Annotated in this window: 20 protein-coding genes; 9 read left to right on the forward strand and 11 right to left on the reverse strand. The window is 37.8% G+C overall.

What is annotated here, in order from left to right; all coding sequences use genetic code 11:
- Position 1 precedes the first annotated feature (1 nt).
- From MM214_RS03320 to MM214_RS03350, 7 genes are all read right to left on the reverse strand, one after another.
- Positions 2-2,485, reverse strand: coding sequence for a TraG family conjugative transposon ATPase (locus MM214_RS03320; RefSeq protein ID WP_241291955.1), 2,484 nt, complete (start codon positions 2,483-2,485; stop codon positions 2-4).
- Positions 2,482-2,814, reverse strand: a complete 333-nt coding sequence (locus MM214_RS03325) for a DUF4133 domain-containing protein (RefSeq protein ID WP_241291957.1) — start codon at positions 2,812-2,814, stop codon at positions 2,482-2,484. Before MM214_RS03325 ends, MM214_RS03320 begins: the two co-directional genes overlap by 4 nt.
- Before the next feature lie 3 nt (positions 2,815-2,817).
- Positions 2,818-3,153, reverse strand: coding sequence for a DUF4134 domain-containing protein (locus MM214_RS03330; RefSeq protein WP_241291959.1), 336 nt, complete (start codon positions 3,151-3,153; stop codon positions 2,818-2,820).
- Positions 3,150-3,524, reverse strand: coding sequence for a hypothetical protein (locus tag MM214_RS03335; RefSeq protein WP_241291961.1), 375 nt, complete (start codon positions 3,522-3,524; stop codon positions 3,150-3,152). Before MM214_RS03335 ends, MM214_RS03330 begins: the two co-directional genes overlap by 4 nt.
- Positions 3,525-3,767: 243 nt before the next feature.
- Positions 3,768-4,607 carry an RteC domain-containing protein gene (locus MM214_RS03340; protein ID WP_241291963.1) on the reverse strand — a complete coding sequence of 280 codons (840 nt, stop codon included), beginning with the start codon at positions 4,605-4,607 and terminating at the stop codon, positions 3,768-3,770.
- A gap of 77 nt (positions 4,608-4,684) precedes the next feature.
- Positions 4,685-6,262 (reverse strand): terpene synthase family protein, encoded by a 1,578-nt coding sequence (locus MM214_RS03345; protein WP_241291965.1) that lies wholly within the window; start codon positions 6,260-6,262, stop codon positions 4,685-4,687.
- Between the two features lie 445 nt (positions 6,263-6,707).
- Entirely contained in the window at positions 6,708-7,292 is a 585-nt protein-coding gene (locus tag MM214_RS03350; RefSeq protein WP_241291967.1) for a Crp/Fnr family transcriptional regulator, read from the reverse strand.
- Between the two features lie 476 nt (positions 7,293-7,768).
- On the opposite strand from MM214_RS03350, the gene MM214_RS03355 reads away from it, so the two are divergent.
- Together MM214_RS03355 and MM214_RS03360 are read left to right on the forward strand one after the other, a co-directional pair.
- The gene (locus tag MM214_RS03355; protein ID WP_241291969.1) at positions 7,769-8,203 is read left to right on the forward strand and encodes a MauE/DoxX family redox-associated membrane protein; all 435 of its coding nucleotides are present in this window, start codon (positions 7,769-7,771) and stop codon (positions 8,201-8,203) included.
- 191 nt (positions 8,204-8,394) lie between these two features.
- Positions 8,395-8,694, forward strand: coding sequence for a hypothetical protein (locus tag MM214_RS03360; RefSeq protein WP_241291971.1), 300 nt, complete (start codon positions 8,395-8,397; stop codon positions 8,692-8,694).
- Between the two features lie 59 nt (positions 8,695-8,753).
- Here MM214_RS03360 and MM214_RS03365 read toward each other — a convergent pair whose 3' ends face one another.
- From MM214_RS03365 to MM214_RS03380, 4 genes are all read right to left on the reverse strand, one after another.
- Complete coding sequence (locus MM214_RS03365) at positions 8,754-10,091, reverse strand: RagB/SusD family nutrient uptake outer membrane protein (protein WP_241291975.1); 1,338 nt, start codon at positions 10,089-10,091, stop codon at positions 8,754-8,756.
- 74 nt (positions 10,092-10,165) lie between these two features.
- A complete protein-coding gene (locus MM214_RS03370; RefSeq protein WP_241291977.1) occupies positions 10,166-13,363 on the reverse strand; it encodes a SusC/RagA family TonB-linked outer membrane protein in 3,198 nt (1,065 codons plus the stop codon).
- Between the two features lie 10 nt (positions 13,364-13,373).
- Complete coding sequence (locus MM214_RS03375) at positions 13,374-14,972, reverse strand: TlpA family protein disulfide reductase (protein WP_241291979.1); 1,599 nt, start codon at positions 14,970-14,972, stop codon at positions 13,374-13,376.
- An 897-nt stretch (positions 14,973-15,869) separates the two neighbouring features.
- The gene (locus MM214_RS03380; protein WP_241291981.1) at positions 15,870-16,043 is read right to left on the reverse strand and encodes a hypothetical protein; all 174 of its coding nucleotides are present in this window, start codon (positions 16,041-16,043) and stop codon (positions 15,870-15,872) included.
- A gap of 345 nt (positions 16,044-16,388) precedes the next feature.
- Here MM214_RS03380 and MM214_RS03385 point away from each other — a divergent pair, with 345 nt between their 5' ends.
- The 7 genes from MM214_RS03385 to MM214_RS03415 all read left to right on the forward strand — a co-directional run bounded on the left by MM214_RS03385 (position 16,389) and on the right by MM214_RS03415 (position 20,811).
- Positions 16,389-16,646, forward strand: a complete 258-nt coding sequence (locus MM214_RS03385; protein ID WP_241291983.1) for a helix-turn-helix domain-containing protein — start codon at positions 16,389-16,391, stop codon at positions 16,644-16,646.
- 142 nt (positions 16,647-16,788) lie between these two features.
- Positions 16,789-17,463: a hypothetical protein gene (locus MM214_RS03390; protein ID WP_241291985.1), complete on the forward strand. Its 675-nt coding sequence runs from the start codon at positions 16,789-16,791 to the stop codon at positions 17,461-17,463.
- A gap of 190 nt (positions 17,464-17,653) precedes the next feature.
- Entirely contained in the window at positions 17,654-18,232 is a 579-nt protein-coding gene (locus tag MM214_RS03395) for a YdeI/OmpD-associated family protein (protein ID WP_241291987.1), read from the forward strand.
- Between the two features lie 67 nt (positions 18,233-18,299).
- Positions 18,300-19,148: a helix-turn-helix transcriptional regulator gene (locus MM214_RS03400; RefSeq protein ID WP_241291989.1), complete on the forward strand. Its 849-nt coding sequence runs from the start codon at positions 18,300-18,302 to the stop codon at positions 19,146-19,148.
- A 73-nt stretch (positions 19,149-19,221) separates the two neighbouring features.
- Positions 19,222-19,629 carry a DinB family protein gene (locus MM214_RS03405; RefSeq protein WP_241291992.1) on the forward strand — a complete coding sequence of 136 codons (408 nt, stop codon included), beginning with the start codon at positions 19,222-19,224 and terminating at the stop codon, positions 19,627-19,629.
- A gap of 172 nt (positions 19,630-19,801) precedes the next feature.
- Positions 19,802-20,236: a hypothetical protein gene (locus tag MM214_RS03410; RefSeq protein WP_241291994.1), complete on the forward strand. Its 435-nt coding sequence runs from the start codon at positions 19,802-19,804 to the stop codon at positions 20,234-20,236.
- Between the two features lie 14 nt (positions 20,237-20,250).
- Positions 20,251-20,811: a YdeI/OmpD-associated family protein gene (locus MM214_RS03415; RefSeq protein WP_241291996.1), complete on the forward strand. Its 561-nt coding sequence runs from the start codon at positions 20,251-20,253 to the stop codon at positions 20,809-20,811.
- Positions 20,812-20,956 lie beyond the last annotated feature (145 nt).

The raw sequence follows: 20,956 nt of genomic DNA on the forward strand, positions 1-20,956 counted from the left end.
GTTATCCATGGCTTTGTTTCTTATCTGCCTCATGCCTCAAGTCCAAAGCCATTTGCTGGATGGCTTTTTCACGATCCCCTGCATATTGGGCCGTCAAGGTGTCTAGCTTATGCTTCTCACTTTCTTCGGTGCTGTAGGTCAGGTATTCTTCTAGGCTCACCTCAGTCCTATACACCTTACTCACTGGGCCAAGTCCAATGAATACCTCCTTGTATTTCTTCCCCGGTTCATTGGCCTTGTTGATTGATAAGATCTGCATGCGTTCTTTGTCTGTTAGGCCTAAAAGGGTTTGGATCTGTTGGAACTTGTTTTGGTATTTGGCTTGATCCAGCAGGATTTTACAATCAGAATTGTTGATGATGGCGTCTTTGACTACTGGGGAACTGATGATGTCATCCACTTCTTGGGTTACGACAATGGCCTCTCCAAAGAATTTCCGAACGGTCTTAAAGAGGTACTTGATGTATTCAGCCATGCCTTCCTTGGCAATGGCCTTCCAAGCCTCTTCAATGAGGATGATCTTTCTAATGCCTTTGAGCTTTCTCATTTTAGAGATAAAGATTTCCATGATGATCAAAGTCACCACAGGAAAAAGGATAGGGTGATCCTTGATGTTATCCAGCTCAAAGACAATGAAGGGTTGTTTCAATAAATCCAGGTTTTCCTTGGCATTGAGCAAGTAATCAAACTCTCCTCCTTTGTAGTAAGGCTTGAGCACATACAAGAAGTTATTCAAGTCAAAGTCCTTGTTATGTACTTTCTCATTGGCTAGTTGTAAAGCAAACTCTTCTAGCAGGAACTCATAAAAAGTATCAAAGCAGGGGAAGACTGAAGGCTGCTTAGCCAAGTAATCATAATAAGATTTCAAGGCATTGGAAATGGCTACGTATTCACTTCTGGTAAACAGCTCATCATCCTTTTTCCAAAGTGCCAACAAGAGTGTTTTCAAGCTTTCCTTCTTTTCGGTGTCCAACTGTTGTCCAGCCAGAAAAAATGGATTGAAATTGATGGGTTTGTCTTCTTGATAGGTAAAGTAGAAGCCTCCCACCAAGTCACAAAGCCCCTTGTAGGAATGTCCCACATCGACCAACACCACATGTGCGCCTTGTTGGTAGTAGCTCCTGATCATGTGGTTGGTAAAAAAGCTTTTGCCAGACCCTGAAGGGCCAAGGATAAATTTATTCCTATTGGTGATCCATCCCTTCTTGATGGGTTCATCCGAAAGGTCTACTTGGATGGGAAAGCCTGTAATTCTATCTCCTAAGCGCACGCCGAACCTGCCTGCAGGAGCTTTGTATTGTGTTTCGGTGATCAGCAAACAGCTGGCAGGTTCAGCAAAAGTCACAAAGGATTCATTCATGGGGAATGCTGCCTCATTGCCTGGCATGGATGCCCAATACAATTGCGGTGCACCAATGCTTTCTAGTTTAGGTAAAACGTCCATTTTAGACAGGGCTGCTGCGGCAAGGTTACGCAGTTGGGGGACCTTGCTTTTATCACTGGTCCAGCAGATCAGGTTAAAATGGGCTTTTACGGGTGTGCTACCTGCTTTGATGGCATGGTTCAAGTAGGCTTGGATATCATCGGCTGCCAGGGCATTCTCTCTGCTATAGGCAGACAGGGAAAATAGGCGCAATCTTTTGGCCTCCAATTGCTTCATCATTTCCAGCCTATCTTGGACAAATAGGTATTGATTGAAACAATGGCTGCAAGGTAAAAGACTGGCAATAGGAGCGGTATATCCTACTATGAAATTGCTGTTGTCTGTACTGTAAGCCTCATGGGTAGCACTGCTGGCAATTTGATTGGGAAGCAGTTGGGAATCAGCAATGGAGAACATGATAGGATACTTTCCAGCAATGTTCCAATCAGGATAAAACTGCAAGTCAGCGATCATGCTTGAGCCTTTGTTTTGGTTAAGGTTCAGTACGGCCTCTATGGGACTTTGCTCAGCAGTAAGTGCTTCACCACCTATCCTTTGGATGCCAATCCCTGCATCTTCCAAGAGTTGACAGCATTGACCAATTACCGTTTCCAATTCTTCCACAGCGGAAGGCATGGCCAGCTCTTTTGGGATAAGGTTTTTCCTCAACAGGTTTGACAAGGAAGAGTCCAGTAGTTTGGCTTCAGGATTTCTTTTGGTCAGCATAAGCAGGGATCGGTGTTTGAGTCCTGGCCTTTCATGAAAAAACAATTCACTGGCATTATCCAAAAAGTTGCTTTGCTCTGCCAAAGATGCTTTATAGCTAAAGTGGGTAAACCAATCTTGCTTGTGAAAGATGTACCCACTTGGCAGGAGCTTGATCGCCTTTACAAAAGCTTCTTGGATGGCATCATGTTGGGCTTGCCCAAGGGTAAACACTTCTGGCAGCGATAAGCTAAAACAGGCCGTTAGGTCTGCCTGCTTAGAAATAATCAGGTCTTGTGCTACTGCATAGATGGGAAATAGCGCTTCCATTTCCCTGCTTTCTTTTTGACTGATCATGATGATTTGTTGATGCTTCTTAGTGATTTGAGGTAATTCCTATCTCTAATTTTCAAAGCCATGGGTATTTGCTTTGCAGCGAGTTGCTTCATCAAGCCATGTTGGCCAAAGGTTTTGTTGAGTTTAAAAACCTTTTGATAGATACCCATGATCAGGGCAATGCAAATCCCTGCATTGAGCAACATGGGTATGCCGATGAAATACAGACAGGTAAAAAGGGCAAGATCCAAGAGCAATCCAATGCCCAGGTATGCGACATACTGGGCTTGGAAGCCCTTGAACTCCAGTGGTCTATTTACGCCCTTAATGATTGGATATGACTTGCTCATGGCTTACCCGAAGAAGCTTGTCAAAACGGTGGCAACGATCACCAGAAACACACAGCTACCAAACCAAGCAGCTGCAACCTTTCCAGTGTCAGGTTCCCCAGAATTCCATTTGTTGAATACTTTGACAGCACCAATCAATCCTACGATTGCACCAATGGCATACATGAGGTTTACGCCAGATTGGAAGTAACTTCGAACTTGCTGGGTGGCCGCATTGATTCCAGAGTTACCATCCTGAGCCCATAGGCCATAGGGAAAGAGCAAGCATGCCAAGGCCAAAAGCCCGATCAAGCCTTTAAATCGAATAGAACCAAAGCCTATTGTATTTTTTGTCTTCATGATATGTTAGTTTGATTTTTGGTTTTCATGAGTTGTTGTCTATGGATTTTATCTTTCCATACTTGATCCAAATCCACTGCTTTTCTATAGGGTTCTTGCTTTAGCCACACCGTGTTGTCGAGGGCATTTGCTGCTTGCACCTTTTGGTCAGCACGAAGCTTTTCCACCAAAGCCAACCATTCCCGGTATTCCAAAAAGGCTTGGGTCAAGTTGTTTGAAGCAGCTCCTTTACTTCCAGCAAAATTCTTCCTCCAGATATGCATGGCTTCCGCTCGAAAACAAAGGGGAATCAAGATGATGTAATAGCCAAGCGTCAGCAGCAAGATTAACAGATAAAGGTTATGGTAAGTCAAGAATTCCTTCATATCCATCGATTGATCATTTTGTAATCTAGGATTCAAAGATTGGAAGGATAAAAATTTAATATTCACCTCTTTATCCCAAGTTGGTGAAAAAAAATATAGATACAAACATGTAAAAACGAGGCCTAAGCTTAAATACCCAAGGCTAAGAAAAAGTAAACCCCCAAACTATTGAACGAATAGGGTGGGGGAATACCAATTTAACCATAACAAAATCAAAAAAATGAAAATCAATTTATCGAGCTTAAGCCTTCAAAGCCCTTCACTTTCTTCCATCCATTGGATAAGCCTTTCTTGCATGGTATCCAGAAAGACAGTCCTGCTTTTTTTCCTAAACCTGATCTCTTGAAAGGTCCTGTAATAGTCAGTAAGTTGTTTGTCGAAAAGCAGGCCAATGGTATTGGCTATTTCTTTGATATCAGCTGTACCATTGTTAAAGACCCCTGAAGCTTTAAGGGCATAGATCAACTCAATCAACTGCACTTTGGGAGCAGTCCAACGAAGCTTCCTGCTGCGCTCACCGCCAAGTATTTCCTGTTTTTCCAATTCCTTGATTTCTACTTTAAGCAAGTCAATCAATTGAACCCAGGCATAGGCTTTACCCAACATATAGCTGTGGAGGGTATCGTATTTAGGGTTCACCAAAAGAATATCCCTGTACGGCCGAAACTTGGACATGTCAGCATTGCGCAAGAAATAAATGTTATCCATGTTATTTTCTTGCAATAAGGCATATTGGTAAATGTCTCTTTTTTGATCCAGGGCCATAGAAAGCCGTCGGATTGCTTTGTTGTAGTGATGCTTGATGCTCTTTTTTCTTCCCACAGGCTTCTTAGATTCTATAAAGAAGTACTCAGCATAAAAAATCGTTTTCTGAAGTAATTGTGGATTAATGTGTTTGAAGAACTCAATTTCTTCGGCTTCACTTTCAAAGGTGTACTTGTCAAGGTAATTCCTAAGCTTTACTACGGCCACCTCAGAAAGGTGAAAAGCTTGTTCCAACTGTTGCAATTTGTTGCCATCTTCAAAAGACAGCATGTCCAATTCTTTTTCTAGATTTTTAATCAAATCTTCTGTATACCCTCGTAACATAATTGTAGATTTTAGTTCATAAATTCACTTTATATTTCACCTCATATCAAACCGATCAGTTCAACATGCCTTATTGTTTAATTCAATCGTTCTTGTAACAGTACTTGCTTGGCTTTTTCAGGCAAATATCTTTTGGTATCCTCTACAGACCAGGTTAATGCACCACTGACCTGAAATTTCAAGTTTTTGATCAAGCTAAGCAATACCCTGTTCTCTGGCCGGTATTGCTCAAAGTAGCTACTCATTTTGATTTCAAAGGTCTGAAGCACTTGGTTATGCCTTTGAAGCAGGCTGTCTATGGCCTGCGTTCTGGTATATTTTTGGTGATGCATCAGTAAGGCAACCCAATTGTGAAAATCACTGATGGCATGTTCTTTTTGATAAGACAGGATATCATTGCTGATATAGATCATTTCAGCAGCCAACTTTCTAAGTACTGCTAGCTGTTTCCAAGCCTCTAGAAGCTTTTCTTGCTCACATTCCACTCCTAATGGAATTAATTCCAGGGCTAAGTTCCCACCAGAAAAGTAAGGCCGTTCCTTTAAGTATTCATCTAAGTTGGGAATGATTTGGTAGGCTTTGTTTTTGGCTTCCCAGATGTTGCTTTCTATGTATTTCAGCAGCTGATCTATCAAAACGTCCTTGAATCCATATGCATGCAATTTTCCAAATTCCTCCCATAAGGAGATAAATGCTATTTGAAAGGGATTATAGTGCTCAGAATTATCCCAAGACTCTTCATGCATGATGGCATTTACAAATCCATGTATGAAATTCCAAAACTTCAGTTTCTCCACTCCTTTAAGCTGATCGGTATAATCATCCATGAGGAAGAGCCAGGCAAATAATTCCCCAATCCAGATGGCTTTATGCATTGGCGCCTCTGGATAAAGTCTCAATGCCAAATAGGTCATTTTATAGGTTCTGAACTTCTTGATATGAGCAGCATTCACCAGCAGTTTATTCTCTTTGAGCCATTTGATTACCTTATTGGTGATGTATTCAGGCTCATGATGCAAAGCAGAATAAAAGGGATAGTTCAATATTTCTCCCATTTTCACCTTTGCCAATGGTGAATCTTTGATTTGGTACATGTATTTGTTGTACCTGCTTATCGTTCTTTTGTCCAACTGAAACAATTGAGCGAGCAAGTCATGGCTCAGCACATCATAGAAGCCTTTGAAGTATTTGTTGAGTAAAGCATAGGCATCCCGATAGTGTTTTTGAGAGATCATCAACCAGAGTTCATCTGCCTCTTTGGCTTTCTGCAACAATACTTCCGACAGTTTTTCAAATGCTGGAATCTTTTGGAGAATTTGTTTTTCTTGTTGTCTGGATACTTTGACCAATATGCTTTTTGATATGGTCTTCAATTCAAAATGACTGGGTCTTCCTGACTGATAGGCTAAGCGATCATAGACCACATGTCCTTCGAGAAACAACCTGCTTAACCTTCCTTCATGCTCAAATGCCAACAAACCAGTGAGTAGGTAATAGGCATTGTCTTCCAAGGTATGAGAAGGACGAACAAGTTGTTTTTTGTCAATATGCAAAACCTCTAAATGTGTCAACAGTTGCTCATAAGCCTCTATTGGAACCTGATCCAATGGATCAAGCTTGGATTTTAATAGCCGAATAATATCTTTCTGTTTCATACGCATCTTTTATGTTTTAACGGTTGTAAAAATCAGCAAACAAGCTTATAGACCTGATTATTAAGGTTATACAAATCAGGGTGGTTAAAAATAAATTCTCAAATAAGTAGGATAATAAAAATCAAAAAATCAAGAAAACAATCCATTAATTACTGAATTAATAAAAAATATGGACATTTACCCTAATAAAAACTAATAAAAACACAATATCATATAGTTTTAGTGATATTAATGCAGTTTAAGAACTAAAATTAGCGCATTTAAATTCCCCATTTAATTTAGATATTGGATTAAAGACAAAAACATCTCAAAAATCAAAACAGGAGGTAACCTTCTTTACAGGTCAAATCCAACATATGTAGCTTTAACTTTATTCTATCAGATCATAATATTCAATCAAAAAGTAATCATACTTTCAGCTTGTGAAAAACAAGAAGTAAGGTTTTCAAAAAGCCTCACCTTTTACTTTTACAATATTTGCAATACTGGTTTTAAAGATATAAGCTAAATCTTTGTTGGATAGGTAAGACAGTTCTTCACTATAATTTGATTTAAGTTTTCTCAAACCTTCATCAATAGGAAGCTCTTTCAGTTTACTCCACGATACTGAATCTTCATACATTAACCTATTGATTTTACTAGCCAATTCAAAAAACATAGGATGTTCTTGAAGTAAGGTGTTTTCTTTTTCTCTGGATAATTCAAAAGTACTCACATAAGTGATGGCTTTGATATATGATTGGGATTTCTTTTGATGGAAAAATGCATCCATGTCAGAGGCTATTTTTCCTGGGCCAAAAATTCTAACTCTATAATCTCTTCCAGAGGTTGCGGGCCATTGCTCAGCAACCCAGCCTTTATTCACGTAACGTGCATTTAGCTCATACTCTCCCATACTCCTGATGATTTCACCTTTTTTATATATCCTTATGTTGATATAGGGGAGGAGTGATTCGTAGTCTTCCTCGTTCAGGCTTATCAGGTGATCAAAGTCCTTTTTCAATGTTTTTGTCCATTTAAATTTTCTCATGTGTGTACATATAAAATGGTTCAAGAGCATCTCTAAAATTCATAACCAGTCCTTATAACCAAGTTTTAAATTCAAATTGAATATTGGATTGTCCAAATAATCAGGCAATTAATTGCTATCATTTACCGAATAAACTTCCATTAATACCTTATTTGGAAAATGATAGCATTCCTACTGATGATACGTTTCCAGAAAGTTGTCCTATAAATCACACACTTTTTTAAACCAAGATCAAAGCCATATAGCCAAAAAGGAATAAATCATAGGTAATTTCTATATATACGAAAAAATCGGGGTAAAAGCAAGATTTTTCCTTGCGTTTACCAAATAAACTTCACGTTGAACTTATTTAGGAAATCATAAAAATTAACCACAAGATAATTTTTCAGCCATTTCAATAACCCTTAAATTCAATCATTGACAAACAAAAAATCAGGTGAATTATCCAGTTAAATATTACATAAGATAGCATAAAAATGTTTCGCTACGGATATTATATGGTCTTAAGAAAATGGATAGCCCATATCATCCTTTGGACACTTATAGTTATGTGGACTTACACTGGGGTAGGGAAGTTGGTGGCTTACCAGAACTTTCGGGGAGCAATCCTCAACCAGCCATTTCCCAATGCCATAGGAGCGTATGTCAGTATCATCGTTCCCTTACTTGAAGTGCTGTTGGCCATTTTACTTATCAACTTAAAGACAAGAGTATTGGGTTTTATGGGATCGATAGCAATGATGAGTGCCTTTACTACTTATGTTGGACTGGTATGGGTAGAGGCATTTGAAAGGGTTCCGTGTGGTTGCGCTGGTATCCTTGAGTCTGTAGGCTGGGAAGTTCACTTCTATATTAACCTGAGTTTATTGCTACTAGCTATGATAGGGTTGCTGATAGCGAATGAAAAATGAAGAAAAAAAACTAAGAACAAAAATAGAAATATCATAAAGATACTGTTTGATTCTAAGGGGGTGATGAACTGTGTTTGGATCCACATCGCAACCTGGCAGCAGTAAGGGGAAAGCCGAAAACCCTTTTAAGAGTAGGCACTCTAACCACAAACGTTTTTACTGTCTTTTTTGATTGTCAAAAAAAGGAGAACATGATGAATACAATAAAAAACCGAGTACCCTTGTTAGTTTTTATACTAACCGTGTTTGCGGCATTCGCATTTAATATGCCGAACAATTCACCATTTCAAAACGAATTCGGGTCTCCCGATGGTAGTGAGTGGTATGATGTTACTTCAGCTCAGCTTGGTCAAGACTACTTATGTGTAGAAGATGAAGAGGCTCAACATTGTACTTATGACCAACCTTCTTCCACGATGAGTAATCCAATCGGAGACATCGAGAGAAGATTTGTTTTGTTAAATGAAGATTTAGAACCAATTGAATTGTAGTTTTTCATAATTTATTAGTTATGGTAAAGAGGCTGCAATTTTTGCAGCCTCTTTCTTTCTTAATTGAATGCTTGTTCTCTCGGTGGGATTGGAAAAATGTATCTTGATGAATTTGGATCAAGGGTATATTCTACGCCATCAATTTCTCTTTTCAATATTTTTTGAAATCTTTCATCTAAATTTATCCTTCGAAGATCAGACCATCTCAAACCTCTAAATACCAATTCTTTTCTTCTTTCATCAATAATTTTCCCAAGCAAAACATCTATTTCACTGGTTTCAAATACCTCGAATCCAGGTAAATGTCTTTTTATTAAAAGTGTGTTGAGATCAGTAATCGCTCCTTGCATATCTCCAAGTCTTGCCTTGCTTTCTGAGCTGATTAGGTAAATCTCGTTGAAAGCTAAACCACAGAAGGTCTCGAAATTACCTGCATAGCTTCCAGTGAAATTGATATTTCCATTCGCACGAATGGTAAAAAAAAGGTCTTTTCTTAAATCATCAACTGCATAGGAGCCATAAAGCGTTGGTTCTATTAATGTAGTTGGGACAACATTTAAGGTGTATTGTAACATTACGGCGTGAAAGATTACCTCCTCATTAAATTGAGCAAAGGGATTAATTCGGTTTTCAATTTCATTATAATCCATTAAGCTATGAGGATATTGTAAAGTTTGATCAGCGTAAAACAAAGCAAGCTCATATTCTTCCATGGATAAATAAATCCTTGCCAGCAATGATTTCACCATAAGTTTCGTAGGTCGTGTTCGGTACTGAGAGGTTTCTGGTAATAATTCCAATGCCATTGCTAAATCATCCATTATTTGCTCGTAGACTTCATTAACAGTGCCCATGGTGAAAGGAACTTCAATACCGGGTACCTGTTTCATAGGGATGCTATAATCCTCATTTGCACTTAATGGAGATGAATATGCAGGTAAAAAGACTTGTGATAAATTGTAATATCCCCAAGCCCTAAAGAAGTAGGCTGCTCCTCTAATTGCAGCCTCTCTGGGAGCGTCCTTATCTTGAATTCTTTCAAGTTCATCCAAAACAACATTAGCATAAAAGACTTGCTTATAAGGCCAACTCCATTCCGAAACAGTTTCATCTGGACTGAAGGGGCTTTCTTGCCATAGATAAGCATTTCTTTGCCATTGAGGAGTATATACAGCAAGACCTGCCAAGGTTGTTACATAATCATCCGCACAAATTAAAGGAAGTGTAAGTCCTCTATTTAAATCTGCATGGTTATCTAAGATTGCTTCTAGTGCATCTAAAGAATTAGGCACAACAATATCTTTTGTAGGCTTTTCATCCAGAAATCCTTCACATCCCATTAGGGATAAAATAAAGAATACTGATATAGCGAATATGATCTGATGATATTTTTTCATTGCATAAATTATTTAATTATGAAGTATAGATTTAAGCTTATCGCTGAATACAAGTTTCGTATGCTGAGAGTCATTTATAAATCAAGTCTAAGTCCGAAAGCAATACTTCTTAGGGGCCTACTGGATCTGAAATCTGGGTCTAGCACATCATCACTAGCTTTCCACAGTATACCTATATTGTTAATGTAGCTATAGACTTCAGCTCTTTTGAAGGGTAAGTAGGGGAAAGTCTTTTTATCAAGAACATAGGATATTCTAACATCTTGAAACCTGATGTGGTCTCCTGGTTCTACAAGTGCAGCTGAAAACTGGTAGAAGGTTTGTCTTTGGTTATTGATTGCATTGGGAATCCCAGGGATATTGGTTGTTGTTTCATCTCCTGGACTCTGCCATCTATTGATGTAGTCGCCATGGCCGATTACTCCTGAAAGCAAAGAATTGTAGTTGATCGACTCTCTTCTATAATAATACCCCAATCGGTAACTGATATTCATAGAAAGCGAGAATCCTTTATAACGAAAGGTATTTCTCAATGCTCCAAAATGTGTTGGCCTTGCAGAGCCATGAAAGACAAGGTCATCTGCCGATGTTGCTCCAATGATACCACTGTAGTTTGTGCTAGGTTCGCCATCCAAAAAACCCATGGGTTGCCCATTAGTGGGATCTAAACCTGCCCATTCATATGAATAGACAGAGATAAGGGGTCTACCTTCCAAGGGGACAATAGTACCAGATGAGCTGCCCAAGTAATTAGCTACGGAAGTTGTCACCTGATATGAAACTACTTCATCACTGACATGACTATACATGAAGTCTGACTTCCATTCAAAATCTCTGTTCTTAACATTCACACCAGATAATGACACATCAACACCTTTTGTTCTTGTATCAGCAAAGTTTCCACGTACCCTTGATTGACCTGATGCAGCTGGAAAAGGAGCGTCCCCAATCAAATCAATCCCAGTCTTTGTATACATTTCTACGCTGCCATAAAGTCTTCCCTCTTTGGTCTCAAAATCTAAGGCAATGTTTGAAATTTTCATTCTTTCCCATCTTAGATCAGGGTTTGGGGGATTGATGATTTGAGCATAGGGCACACCTGGAATTAGGAGGTTTCTACTTACAAAAGCTGCCGTAGTAAATGCGCTCAAGCTTCTATCTATATTCCCATTATAACCATAAGTGTATTTTAATTTCAAGTAGGGTAGAAAGCCAAAATTATAGAACTTCATATTACTCAATGTCCAACCTGCACCAGCAGACCAAAGGGGAACCCCTCTCATATTGGTTTCCACCCCAAATAGATTAGATTGGTCTTTTCTGGTACTAAGGGATAACTGAAAAGTGTTGTCTAAGGAATATGTTGCATTTACATAGTAGGATAAAAACCGATCTATTATTCCTCTGTGCCCCATTCCAGCTGGTATAGCATTCGTTGCAGATGGATTGACATAGCTTCTGAAGAGGGTAGTGTAATCCACTGGCGTGCTTATGCCAATGGCATCATCATACCCGTAATAGGTTGTATTATTGATTTCCGTTTGACCTTCTTTGATTTCATAACCACCTACAGCATTGATATCATGCCTACCTTTGATATTTTTTGAATACCTTAATTGTCCTCTTAGATTATTGCTGTAGGCATTTGTAATTCCTAGCCCCAACCTTCCACCAACAGGTATGGGTCTGGACAATGTTCCATCTGGCAATACTTGAGTATACGTGTTGATCAGGTTCCGCATTTCATAGGATGCTAAAGGCAGGAGATTTCTATTTAAGGCATCATTTTGCCAATACTGATGTTGTATTTCAGCATTTAGTCCAGGGATGATTTCATATCCTAATGAAGTATTGATTCGATAATCTGTGTTTTTGGACGTATTATCTAGGATACCTATTTCTTGTAACGGAACATAATTCCAATCCAGCAACCCCATGCCTGCTTGAGATGCTATATACCTTTGACTATGTATGCCTGTTATCGGAAGAGGGTTACCTGCTTGATCTGCAAGTTGATCATATGCATATCCACTGGGTGTCCCTGTATGCGAATAAGTACTCCCGTGAACAATGTAAGCTCCAATATTAACTTGAAGCTTATTGTTAAGAAACTTCCAGTTATTTCTTGCATTAAGGGTTATCCTATCGCTACCATTATCTCTTATCGAAGAGGTGTTATTATCATATCCTGCCGAAAAAATATAGCGATGTTGCTGAGAGCCTCCGCTAACTTCTGCTGAATATTGTTGGTTAATGCTGTTTTGATAATAATAGTGCTCTAAATCCCTTCTTAAATCTCTATTTCTAAAGGCATCTATTCTTGCATTGAGTTCATTTTCACTAAGTAATCCATCTCTATGGGCTATTAGTGATTCAACCATAGGAGATAATCGTGGTCTTGTGGCAGCGTTTTCCTGGTTATTATAATATCCTTGTTGAAATAGATTCCTTTCCACATCAATGAAGTCACCTATTGGCATTCTTGGACGATAATATAAATCAGGAACTTCTGTTATCGTAATATTAGCGTTGACTGAAACTGAAATCGGCTGATTGATTCTTCCTAGTTTTGTTGTAATAACAATCACACCATTGCCAGCTCTTGCACCCCAGATAGAGGCTGCTGCTGCATCTCGAAGCACTGTGATAGACTCTACATCATTTGGATTAATGCTTTCTAATGGGCCATCATATGGAAAATTATCAATGATTATCAATGGTTGTGTGTTGGCAAACAAGGTTCCTCTTCCTCTTATACTGATGGGATCAGAGCCATCACTCGGCGTCCTGTTGAAAATCAAGCCAGGTGTAACATCTTCTAGTCTATCCAAAATGTTTGTACTGATTCTTCTATTCACTAATTCATTCTCAATCTGCACAAATGAACCTGTTGCCCTTTCTTTTGGTAGTTGCTGGTAACCTGTAGATACAATTTCTACCGCATCGAGTGACATCCCATCTTCATTCATGGTAATGATTAGATCTTCGGCTATGGGTACGACGATGTCAAGAAACTTCGATTCATAGCCTAAGTATTTGATTTCTAACCGAACTTCCCCTGCTGGTAGTTTGAAGACAAACTTTCCTTCCGAATCAGTGATGGTAGCTTCTTCTTTATCCCCAAACAGGATTATTGCTCCTGGAAGTACCTGCTTACTTTCTCCTGTGAGTACAACTCCTTTGACGGAGAAAGTTTCCTCCTGCTGTGCCCAGGTGGAAAATGAGGTCATAAAACATAATAACATCAATATTTGTAAAATTCTATTATTCATAACTGTCGATTTATTTCATGGATTTATTTTCTGGATCACCTGCTATCAGGGCTTTATTTATGAGCTCTTCTAATTCATCTACTGACTTTGGAAGGTTACCTGCCCTATAGAGATTTCCTTGTTTATCTAATAGGATCTGGGAAGGAAAGGCATTGATGTGGTAATGGCTTAACAGTTCTTCTCGTTGCTCACCTATATAAAGGTTGATTGCCTCTGGTGAAGTATATCTGCCAGTTTCAACACTTTTCTCCCAGGTACTTTTATTTCTATCTACATTGATAGAGACAAATACCACCTCTTGATTATCCTTCAATTTGGTCTCAAGCGGTTTGATTGAGTTTTCATAAAAATTTATGCATGCTTTACAACCTGTGAACCAAAAGTCAATGAATACCGCTTTGTTTTTCAATTCACTTATAAAAAATGGTTCTCCTTGCTGATTTACTAACCATACATCTTTAAAAGGAGCACCTTTTTGCTTACTTCTTAGCAATGATGTCAATTCATCAATTACCCATTGTTCTGACAATTGTCCTAAAACTGATGATAATCGGGTATCCATATCTCCTATGTTTCGGTGATATTTGACATAGAATTTGGCTACTAAAATGTCCTTTATTGGTGAAGGATAAGTTAACAACAAGCTATCTAGTGGTCCCTCCCTCATCTTGTAATTTGATTTGACAATTTCCAACAAGTAGTTGAGGTATTCTGATGACTGTACCATTATGGGGACTGGAAATAAGTCCTTGTGGAGCGATTGGATATCCTTTTCATAAATTTCTTTGAAACCATCATGTTTTGTAGCTAACCTATTGAATGCCGCTAATTTCATTTGTTGTACTTCTCCAGTCAGGTCTGCTTGGAGAAGAAGGAAAAAGTCAGGTGGGATTAAGTCCTTATAGTTTTCTATCACCCTAAATCCGGGATGGTCAAGCACTTTTTGTTCAAACTTTTCTTTCACCAAGTTCAATTTATCATCGGTAGTCTGAATGAACTTCATGAGTTTGTGCAAGTCGTCATCAGCATTATCCTTGGCTAAATGGTAAAGCTCTTTATTGTTTCCATGCGATAACAAAGCTGTTTGATCAGCAGTGAACATTACAGGCTGTAATGATTTATGGTAGCTGTCTTTTGCCACTGCAAGTTCATGTTGGCACCTGTAACTTGCTGCATCTGGACCTAGGAACAAAACCTTCAGGTGATCCATGTCGAAGACAACCTTCACAGTATCTCTTGGGAAAACATGGAATCTATCCCAAAGCAATCTCTTACCCTCACTTATACTTAGGTATGCTTTTTCTTTTAATGGAGGGGTGGTCAAGTTGTAGGTAGATGATCCTAAGGTCCCAGCAAAAACATTCCCCTCTGATGGCTCTACCAGTAAGACTTCAGGCTCTGGAATTCCTGTATCTCTATCTAAGTAATGTTCCCAAATCGTCATTTTTATGGCCGATACAGGATTTCTGCTTTTGATTTCAACATAGATGACAGCTGGCTCGCCAAAACCTTCGGAAAGGACAGGATCCATTTTCTCCTGACCATACAGCAAAGGCAGGAAAAAAAAGGAATAAAGCGGTATAATCAGTATTGTAAATTGCTTTTTCATATTGATGAGTTAGTGATCTTTTAAAGCATGAGAAATTGATTCAGTAGTGAGACTTTCACCTTTGATGATGATAATCTCTATAAGTGGTCGATCGACACAAATAGTCTCTATAGGAATAGATGTCTCCATTAGCATATTGGGGTTTAGAAGTGTTAAATGTTAAGTGTTAAATCGTTAAGTTTTCAAGCGGACTAATCTTGTCTTCCCTATTTGTACTAGGACAGACTTTCATACTTACACATCTTGAGTCTTGTATCTTGTATCTTGAGTCTACAAAAAGTCCTGGCAGTACGGGCATGGCGTATGAGGTTCGCCACAAACCCAGTTTAGCATCACTTGGTTTATTGTTAAACATATACCCCGTAGCTGCGCAGGCTTTTAATTTTAGATTGCAGAATTAAGATTTTAGAACTTGGCCCGATCTTCTGGATTTTGGGTTTTTAGGGTTAATACGTTAAGCGTTAAATCGTTAAAGGTTCAGTCCTCAATATCCATTAGGACAGTGTTCTATACTTTACAATTTTTCTCAGTCTCGCTTCCCCGAAAATCGACGAGGCAGGCTTCTTATCTCTCGCATCTCGCTTCTCGTCTCTCCTCAAAAGACCAACCATCATCCTTATCACCATGCGTCTCCTACTTGGTACTTAGTACTTGGTACTTGGTACTTAGTACACACAAAGCATACTCCTCCCAGCAAGGAAAAAGACTGTGTTTTTTCCAAAGGGATGCAGAAACAAGTAAGTGCTTCTAGCGGCTAAGAAGATGGGGTTATAGACTTTCCGATGCTGCTCCTGCAGTAGCGATGGGATCGGAAAGGTGCAAGGATATCCATGGCGTATCGACCTTGGAAAAACGTATCTGAGTAGATGCCTTGTCTCGCATTAGGTTAAAATAGGTTTAGATAGGGTTCTTTGGCTTGCGCTCAAAGAGGATATCGAAGGCTGAGGGACTATCAGACTTAGTATTTAAATCTGAATTGATAACAAAACAAAAATCCAAAAGGAAATCATCAGCAATACCAATTTTTGAAATCAGTCTAGACAAGATGGTATCTGAAGTTAAATATTCCATTGGTTAAGATTTATGTATGGAACGTCATAATAAAAATCTACACCAAAAAATATGGCGTGGATCTTTACACAATTGTCTAAGAGGTACTGGTATACCTTGGAGAACAATTAAGTATAAAGCCCACGCCAATGGCGTGAGCAATTTACACTTATTTATCTCATTCTCCATTTGAAATTACCAGTTTCCTTAGATGAGACGTTTTAAGTGCAAATGCTTTCGTATTTTTCGAAGTATTCGCAACAAATAATAGTTATACTAAAATTTGATATGTTAAATATAACACAACTTTTTAAATACTCCTAATTAGGAGTAATATTTTTTTACTTAGTTTTTCTATTTGCCATTATGGCGAAGAGAAAGAAAGAACTTACTGATAAAGAAAATGAACTGCTAAAAGCAATAGGTGCAGAACTTGAAAAGTTGAGAAAGAATTCGGGCTACACTAACTACGAAAACTTTGCATTCGAAAAAGGTATAAATAGATCTCAATACGGAAAATATGAAGCTGGAAATGTTGATATTCAAATAACCACATTATTAAAAATTTTAGGGAAATTCGATGGAATGACTCTTCATAAATTTTTCAAGAAAATAGACTTTTAATAACCAATGAGACATTCCCATTGAACGGAACAAGGTTATTTCCACTATAATAGAGGAAAGCGCCCTAAATAAGAATGCTTTCCTCTATAAAGGAAAGCAAAATGTTACCAGCAAGGCTATGACGACAACGACTAACGAAAATATGACAAGAAATATTCAAGACATTGCACCTTTATTGGCTGACCATTTTGTGGACATTGAAGGTGACGCAACGACTTTTGAAGAGAATAATAAATTGGTTGCAGATAATGCACAACGACTTGGACTTTATCACAAGTATTTAGGACTGCTTCACGACAGTTGGTTTATAAAGACAAATATCACTGCTGACAAATTCTCAATTACTCTCAACGACTTTACAACTCACGTTTTTTCAGACGTAATCGTTGACAAGAAAAAAATAAAAATTGACCACGACAAACTCGTTTTTCCAATACAAGTTGACTTTGAGACAACGAACTTGACATTCAACACAGTGGACGAAGACGGTAACATTCAAAGAATTGAACCAACAACTATAGACGAATACCTTTACGAGCAAATTATTTCAATTGACAACGAAAAAATAGAAATCGGTTTAGTCGTTTGGAAGAACGGAATTAAAAAGAAACCTGGACAACACATTCTTATTTTAATGACTGTAAAAAATATTATCCTGACAGAATTGCAAGACAATGCTTGGACAGAAATATTTGGAAACGCTTACGACAACTATTACAAGTATTTTAAAGCCCAACTTGACACTGGAAGGTATTTATCCGACCAATCAATTTGTTATGAATTATATGACGAATATGAAGGACAACTTAACGGCTGAAGGAAGAAGCCCAGCTGGTAACAGGCGTTTGGCTCAATGGCGGGTGTCGTGGTTAATTGAACATTCTTCCTCGCATCAACTTTTGTGGTGTATTGACAGTTTTGTGCTCCGAAATCCGCCACTGCGCCAAGCGCCAAAACGTTAGCGGGCATTGTAGAACGACACAACTCACAAATCAAGACAGCCAAGATTGACAATTGAGACAAAAATATATTACCCCAAAACTAAAAAGGACTGGAGATTATGGTTAGAACAGCATCACCAATCAGAACAATCTGTTTGGCTTGTTTATTATACAAAAAAATCTAATAAGCCTACAATAAGTTGGAGTGATGCAGTTGATGTTGCCTTATGCTTTGGTTGGATAGACAGTAAAAAAGTAAAAATAGACGAAGAAACCTCACATCAATTTTTTAGTAAACGCAAACCCAAAAGTACTTGGTCAAAAATCAATAAGGAAAAAATTAAAAAACTGACAGAGCAAGGCTTAATGACAGAAGAAGGGTATAAAAGCATAGAAATTGCGAAAGAAAACGGCTCGTGGACAATTTTGGACGAAGTGGAAGAGTTGATAATTCCTGAAGATTTAGAGCAAATGTTTCTAAAATATCCGGGGTCAAAAGACTTTTTTCTAAGTGTAAGCAAATCGGTTAGAAAAATGATGTTACAGTGGATAGTCCTTGCCAAAAGACCAGAAACCAGACAAAATCGCATTATTGAAATTGTGGAGAACGCTTCGCAAAATCGCAAACCTAAACATATGAGATAAAAACGAATCATCCCATTAACAATGAGCATTATGAGAACAAAACGCTTACGGCTTAAAATCAAAATAGATGGACGCAGACATACATAAACTTTACGAATCGGACTTTTATCAAATTCTTGACTTCAAATGCAGGTGTAAAGATTGCGGAACTTCTAAACCAGAGTATAGCTCATCATTTAGCATCAGCTTTGTAAGGAAAGGTAATTTTCTTTTTAATGTGTTTAGAAATTCATTAGACTCTTATACAGGTTGTGTATTAATCACAAAACCAGGGTATGAAAGAACGGTTACCCATACACATTCTATTCCTGACGAATGCACCATTCTTGACTTCAAAAATGATTTTTATGAAGAAATCAAACAAACATACTCTGTAGTAAAATTTCTATTTAACAATGATGCTCACTCAACTTTAATAAAGATAGATGTTGCAGCCGAAGTACTTCATAACGCAGTATTGTCCAATGTACTGACGAGAAACACTGAAAGACTAAATATGGACAGTATTGTACTTGAAATAGTAGAAAACGTATTTGGGATACTTGATAATCATAACCAAGATTCACAACTTCCGTCAAGGCTAAAAAAATATCATTTGACCACAGTAGAGATTGCAAAGGAATATATGTTACAGAATTACCAAAATGATATTTCACTTACGCAGTTGGCACAACATTGTAACATCAGTCCTTTTCATTTCAGTAGAATATTCAAAAAAATTACTTCCTATTCCCCCTATCAATTTCTCGCATCAGTGAGGCTAAAAAATGCTGAAATGATGATAAAAGCCACAACAAGTCCAATATTTGAAATCGCATATCAATCAGGATTCAATAGTGTTGAACATTTTACAAATTCATTTACTCAAAAATTCGGTACTACACCCACAAGTTATAGAAAAATAATTCAATCATAAAAAGAGCAAGATTCCTTAAGTGATACTTTTTTCTTGCCTTTAGCTTTGCAGCAAACATTAAACATAAAAAAAAATGAAAGAAAAATTATTAACCATTCTTGAGAATTCAAGAAATTACACACTTGCAGTTGCCAATGCAATGCCTGAAGCAAAGTTTAGCTTCAAATTGGTGAATGAAAGCTGGGAATTTGGCGATTTACTGAATCACATTGCATACGGCATCGAATGGTGGGACGCTCATATTATTAGAAAAATTGAAACAGAGTGGAATCCACCAATGACACCCAAAACCAAAGATGAACTTTTAAAATACATCGACAAGTCCTTTGGCATTTTGAAAGACACTTTACAGAAAAGTGAAATGACTGATGAGGATATACTGGCATTCAATTCAGCATTTGACCATATTACCCATCATAGGGGTCAAGCAGTACTATTTCTTCGTCAAAATAACATTACACCACCTGAATATGCTTATTAAAAGTGTGGTTTGGCTTTATATACAGTGATAAAAAGAGAAGTTGAAAATATTCTAAACAGCAAAGGCGTTAATCCATATACAAAGAATGCAATGAATATGTTGCATTCTTTGTATTAAATAGAACTTTTAGAATTTATTTGAATTTGAGTGTTAGAACTAACAAAGCGTGATTATGACTAAAACTGTATCACAGAAAATGGGAATCAAAGAAAACTCAAGAAGCATTTTCGTCAATGCTGACCAAGAAGTTCTTGAAAATATAAAATTGCCCGTACTTGACATTCAAGAAACCCTTGAAGATGAGTTTGATTACATTCATTTATTTGTGAAAACGCAAACTGATTTTATTGAGTTTTTTCCAAAATTAAAATCACATTTAAAACCCAGTGGTATGTTGTGGGTATCTTGGCCCAAAGGTGGAAAGTTAGGGACAGACTTGAACATAAAAACTGTAATAAAATTAGGGTATGACTTTGGACTTGTAGAAAGTATTTGTTTAAGTGTTAACGATATTTGGTCTGGATTGAAATTTACCCATCCCAAAAAGGGGAAGGCGTATAATAACAGTTACGGAAAACTGAATGATAAGCACAATTTTGTAGACTAACACAGATAAGAGAAATGGTTATATTTTTTGAAAATCAAAATAAATTCAGGGATTGGCTTGAATTTAACCACAATAAGGAAACAGCGTTGGTAGTTGGTTTCTATAAAGTAAATAGCGGAAAACCATCTATGACTTGGTCTGAATCAGTTGACCAAGCTTTGTGTTTTGGTTGGATAGACGGTGTTAGAAAATCTATTGATAAGGAGAGTTACTGCATCCGTTTTACACCTCGAAAACCGAACAGTATTTGGAGCTCCATAAATATCAAGAAAATTGAAGTACTGACTAAAGCAGGTCTTATGAAGCCCGAAGGACTTCAAGCTTTTGCATTACGGAAAGAAGAAAAGTCAAATATCTATTCACACGAAAATGAAAAAGCAGAATTTCCCTCTGACTTTCTAAAACAGTTCAGGAAGAACAAAACAGCTTGGACGTTTTTTTCAAGTCAAGCACCATCCTATCAAAAAGTAATAACCCATTGGATAATGAGTGCAAAAAGAGAAGAAACAAAACAGTCACGGCTACAAAAGACCATAACTTCAAGTAAACAAAAGAAGCGATTAGACAAGTGGTAGGAAAGAACAACGACCCGCTAACATTTAGCCCACTAGAGAAAAGCCCTCGAAAAAAAGCCCTGATAGGAGAAAAAATCTATCAGGGCTTTTTGCTAGTGGTTGTTGACTGACATCCGTAGGGTGAAGGGCTTGCTAGGTGGAATAG

The sequence above is a fragment of the Belliella kenyensis genome, assembly GCF_022549675.1.
In the GTDB taxonomy this organism is placed as follows: Bacteria; Bacteroidota; Bacteroidia; order Cytophagales; family Cyclobacteriaceae; genus Belliella; species Belliella kenyensis.

What these genes read in the sequence shown, in the direction of transcription:
- MM214_RS03320 (WP_241291955.1), bottom strand. Translation starts at nt 2,485, where the DNA reads ATGATCAGTCAAAAAGAAAGCAGGGAAATGGAAGCGCTATTTCCCATC.
- MM214_RS03325 (WP_241291957.1), bottom strand. Translation starts at nt 2,814, where the DNA reads ATGAGCAAGTCATATCCAATCATTAAGGGCGTAAATAGACCACTGGAG.
- MM214_RS03330 (WP_241291959.1), bottom strand. Translation starts at nt 3,153, where the DNA reads ATGAAGACAAAAAATACAATAGGCTTTGGTTCTATTCGATTTAAAGGC.
- MM214_RS03335 (WP_241291961.1), bottom strand. Translation starts at nt 3,524, where the DNA reads ATGGATATGAAGGAATTCTTGACTTACCATAACCTTTATCTGTTAATC.
- MM214_RS03340 (WP_241291963.1), bottom strand. Translation starts at nt 4,607, where the DNA reads ATGTTACGAGGGTATACAGAAGATTTGATTAAAAATCTAGAAAAAGAA.
- MM214_RS03345 (WP_241291965.1), bottom strand. Translation starts at nt 6,262, where the DNA reads ATGAAACAGAAAGATATTATTCGGCTATTAAAATCCAAGCTTGATCCA.
- MM214_RS03350 (WP_241291967.1), bottom strand. Translation starts at nt 7,292, where the DNA reads ATGAGAAAATTTAAATGGACAAAAACATTGAAAAAGGACTTTGATCAC.
- MM214_RS03355 (WP_241291969.1), top strand. Translation starts at nt 7,769, where the DNA reads ATGTTTCGCTACGGATATTATATGGTCTTAAGAAAATGGATAGCCCAT.
- MM214_RS03360 (WP_241291971.1), top strand. Translation starts at nt 8,395, where the DNA reads ATGATGAATACAATAAAAAACCGAGTACCCTTGTTAGTTTTTATACTA.
- MM214_RS03365 (WP_241291975.1), bottom strand. Translation starts at nt 10,091, where the DNA reads ATGAAAAAATATCATCAGATCATATTCGCTATATCAGTATTCTTTATT.
- MM214_RS03370 (WP_241291977.1), bottom strand. Translation starts at nt 13,363, where the DNA reads ATGAATAATAGAATTTTACAAATATTGATGTTATTATGTTTTATGACC.
- MM214_RS03375 (WP_241291979.1), bottom strand. Translation starts at nt 14,972, where the DNA reads ATGAAAAAGCAATTTACAATACTGATTATACCGCTTTATTCCTTTTTT.
- MM214_RS03380 (WP_241291981.1), bottom strand. Translation starts at nt 16,043, where the DNA reads ATGGAATATTTAACTTCAGATACCATCTTGTCTAGACTGATTTCAAAA.
- MM214_RS03385 (WP_241291983.1), top strand. Translation starts at nt 16,389, where the DNA reads ATGGCGAAGAGAAAGAAAGAACTTACTGATAAAGAAAATGAACTGCTA.
- MM214_RS03390 (WP_241291985.1), top strand. Translation starts at nt 16,789, where the DNA reads ATGACAAGAAATATTCAAGACATTGCACCTTTATTGGCTGACCATTTT.
- MM214_RS03400 (WP_241291989.1), top strand. Translation starts at nt 18,300, where the DNA reads ATGGACGCAGACATACATAAACTTTACGAATCGGACTTTTATCAAATT.
- MM214_RS03405 (WP_241291992.1), top strand. Translation starts at nt 19,222, where the DNA reads ATGAAAGAAAAATTATTAACCATTCTTGAGAATTCAAGAAATTACACA.
- MM214_RS03410 (WP_241291994.1), top strand. Translation starts at nt 19,802, where the DNA reads ATGACTAAAACTGTATCACAGAAAATGGGAATCAAAGAAAACTCAAGA.
- MM214_RS03415 (WP_241291996.1), top strand. Translation starts at nt 20,251, where the DNA reads ATGGTTATATTTTTTGAAAATCAAAATAAATTCAGGGATTGGCTTGAA.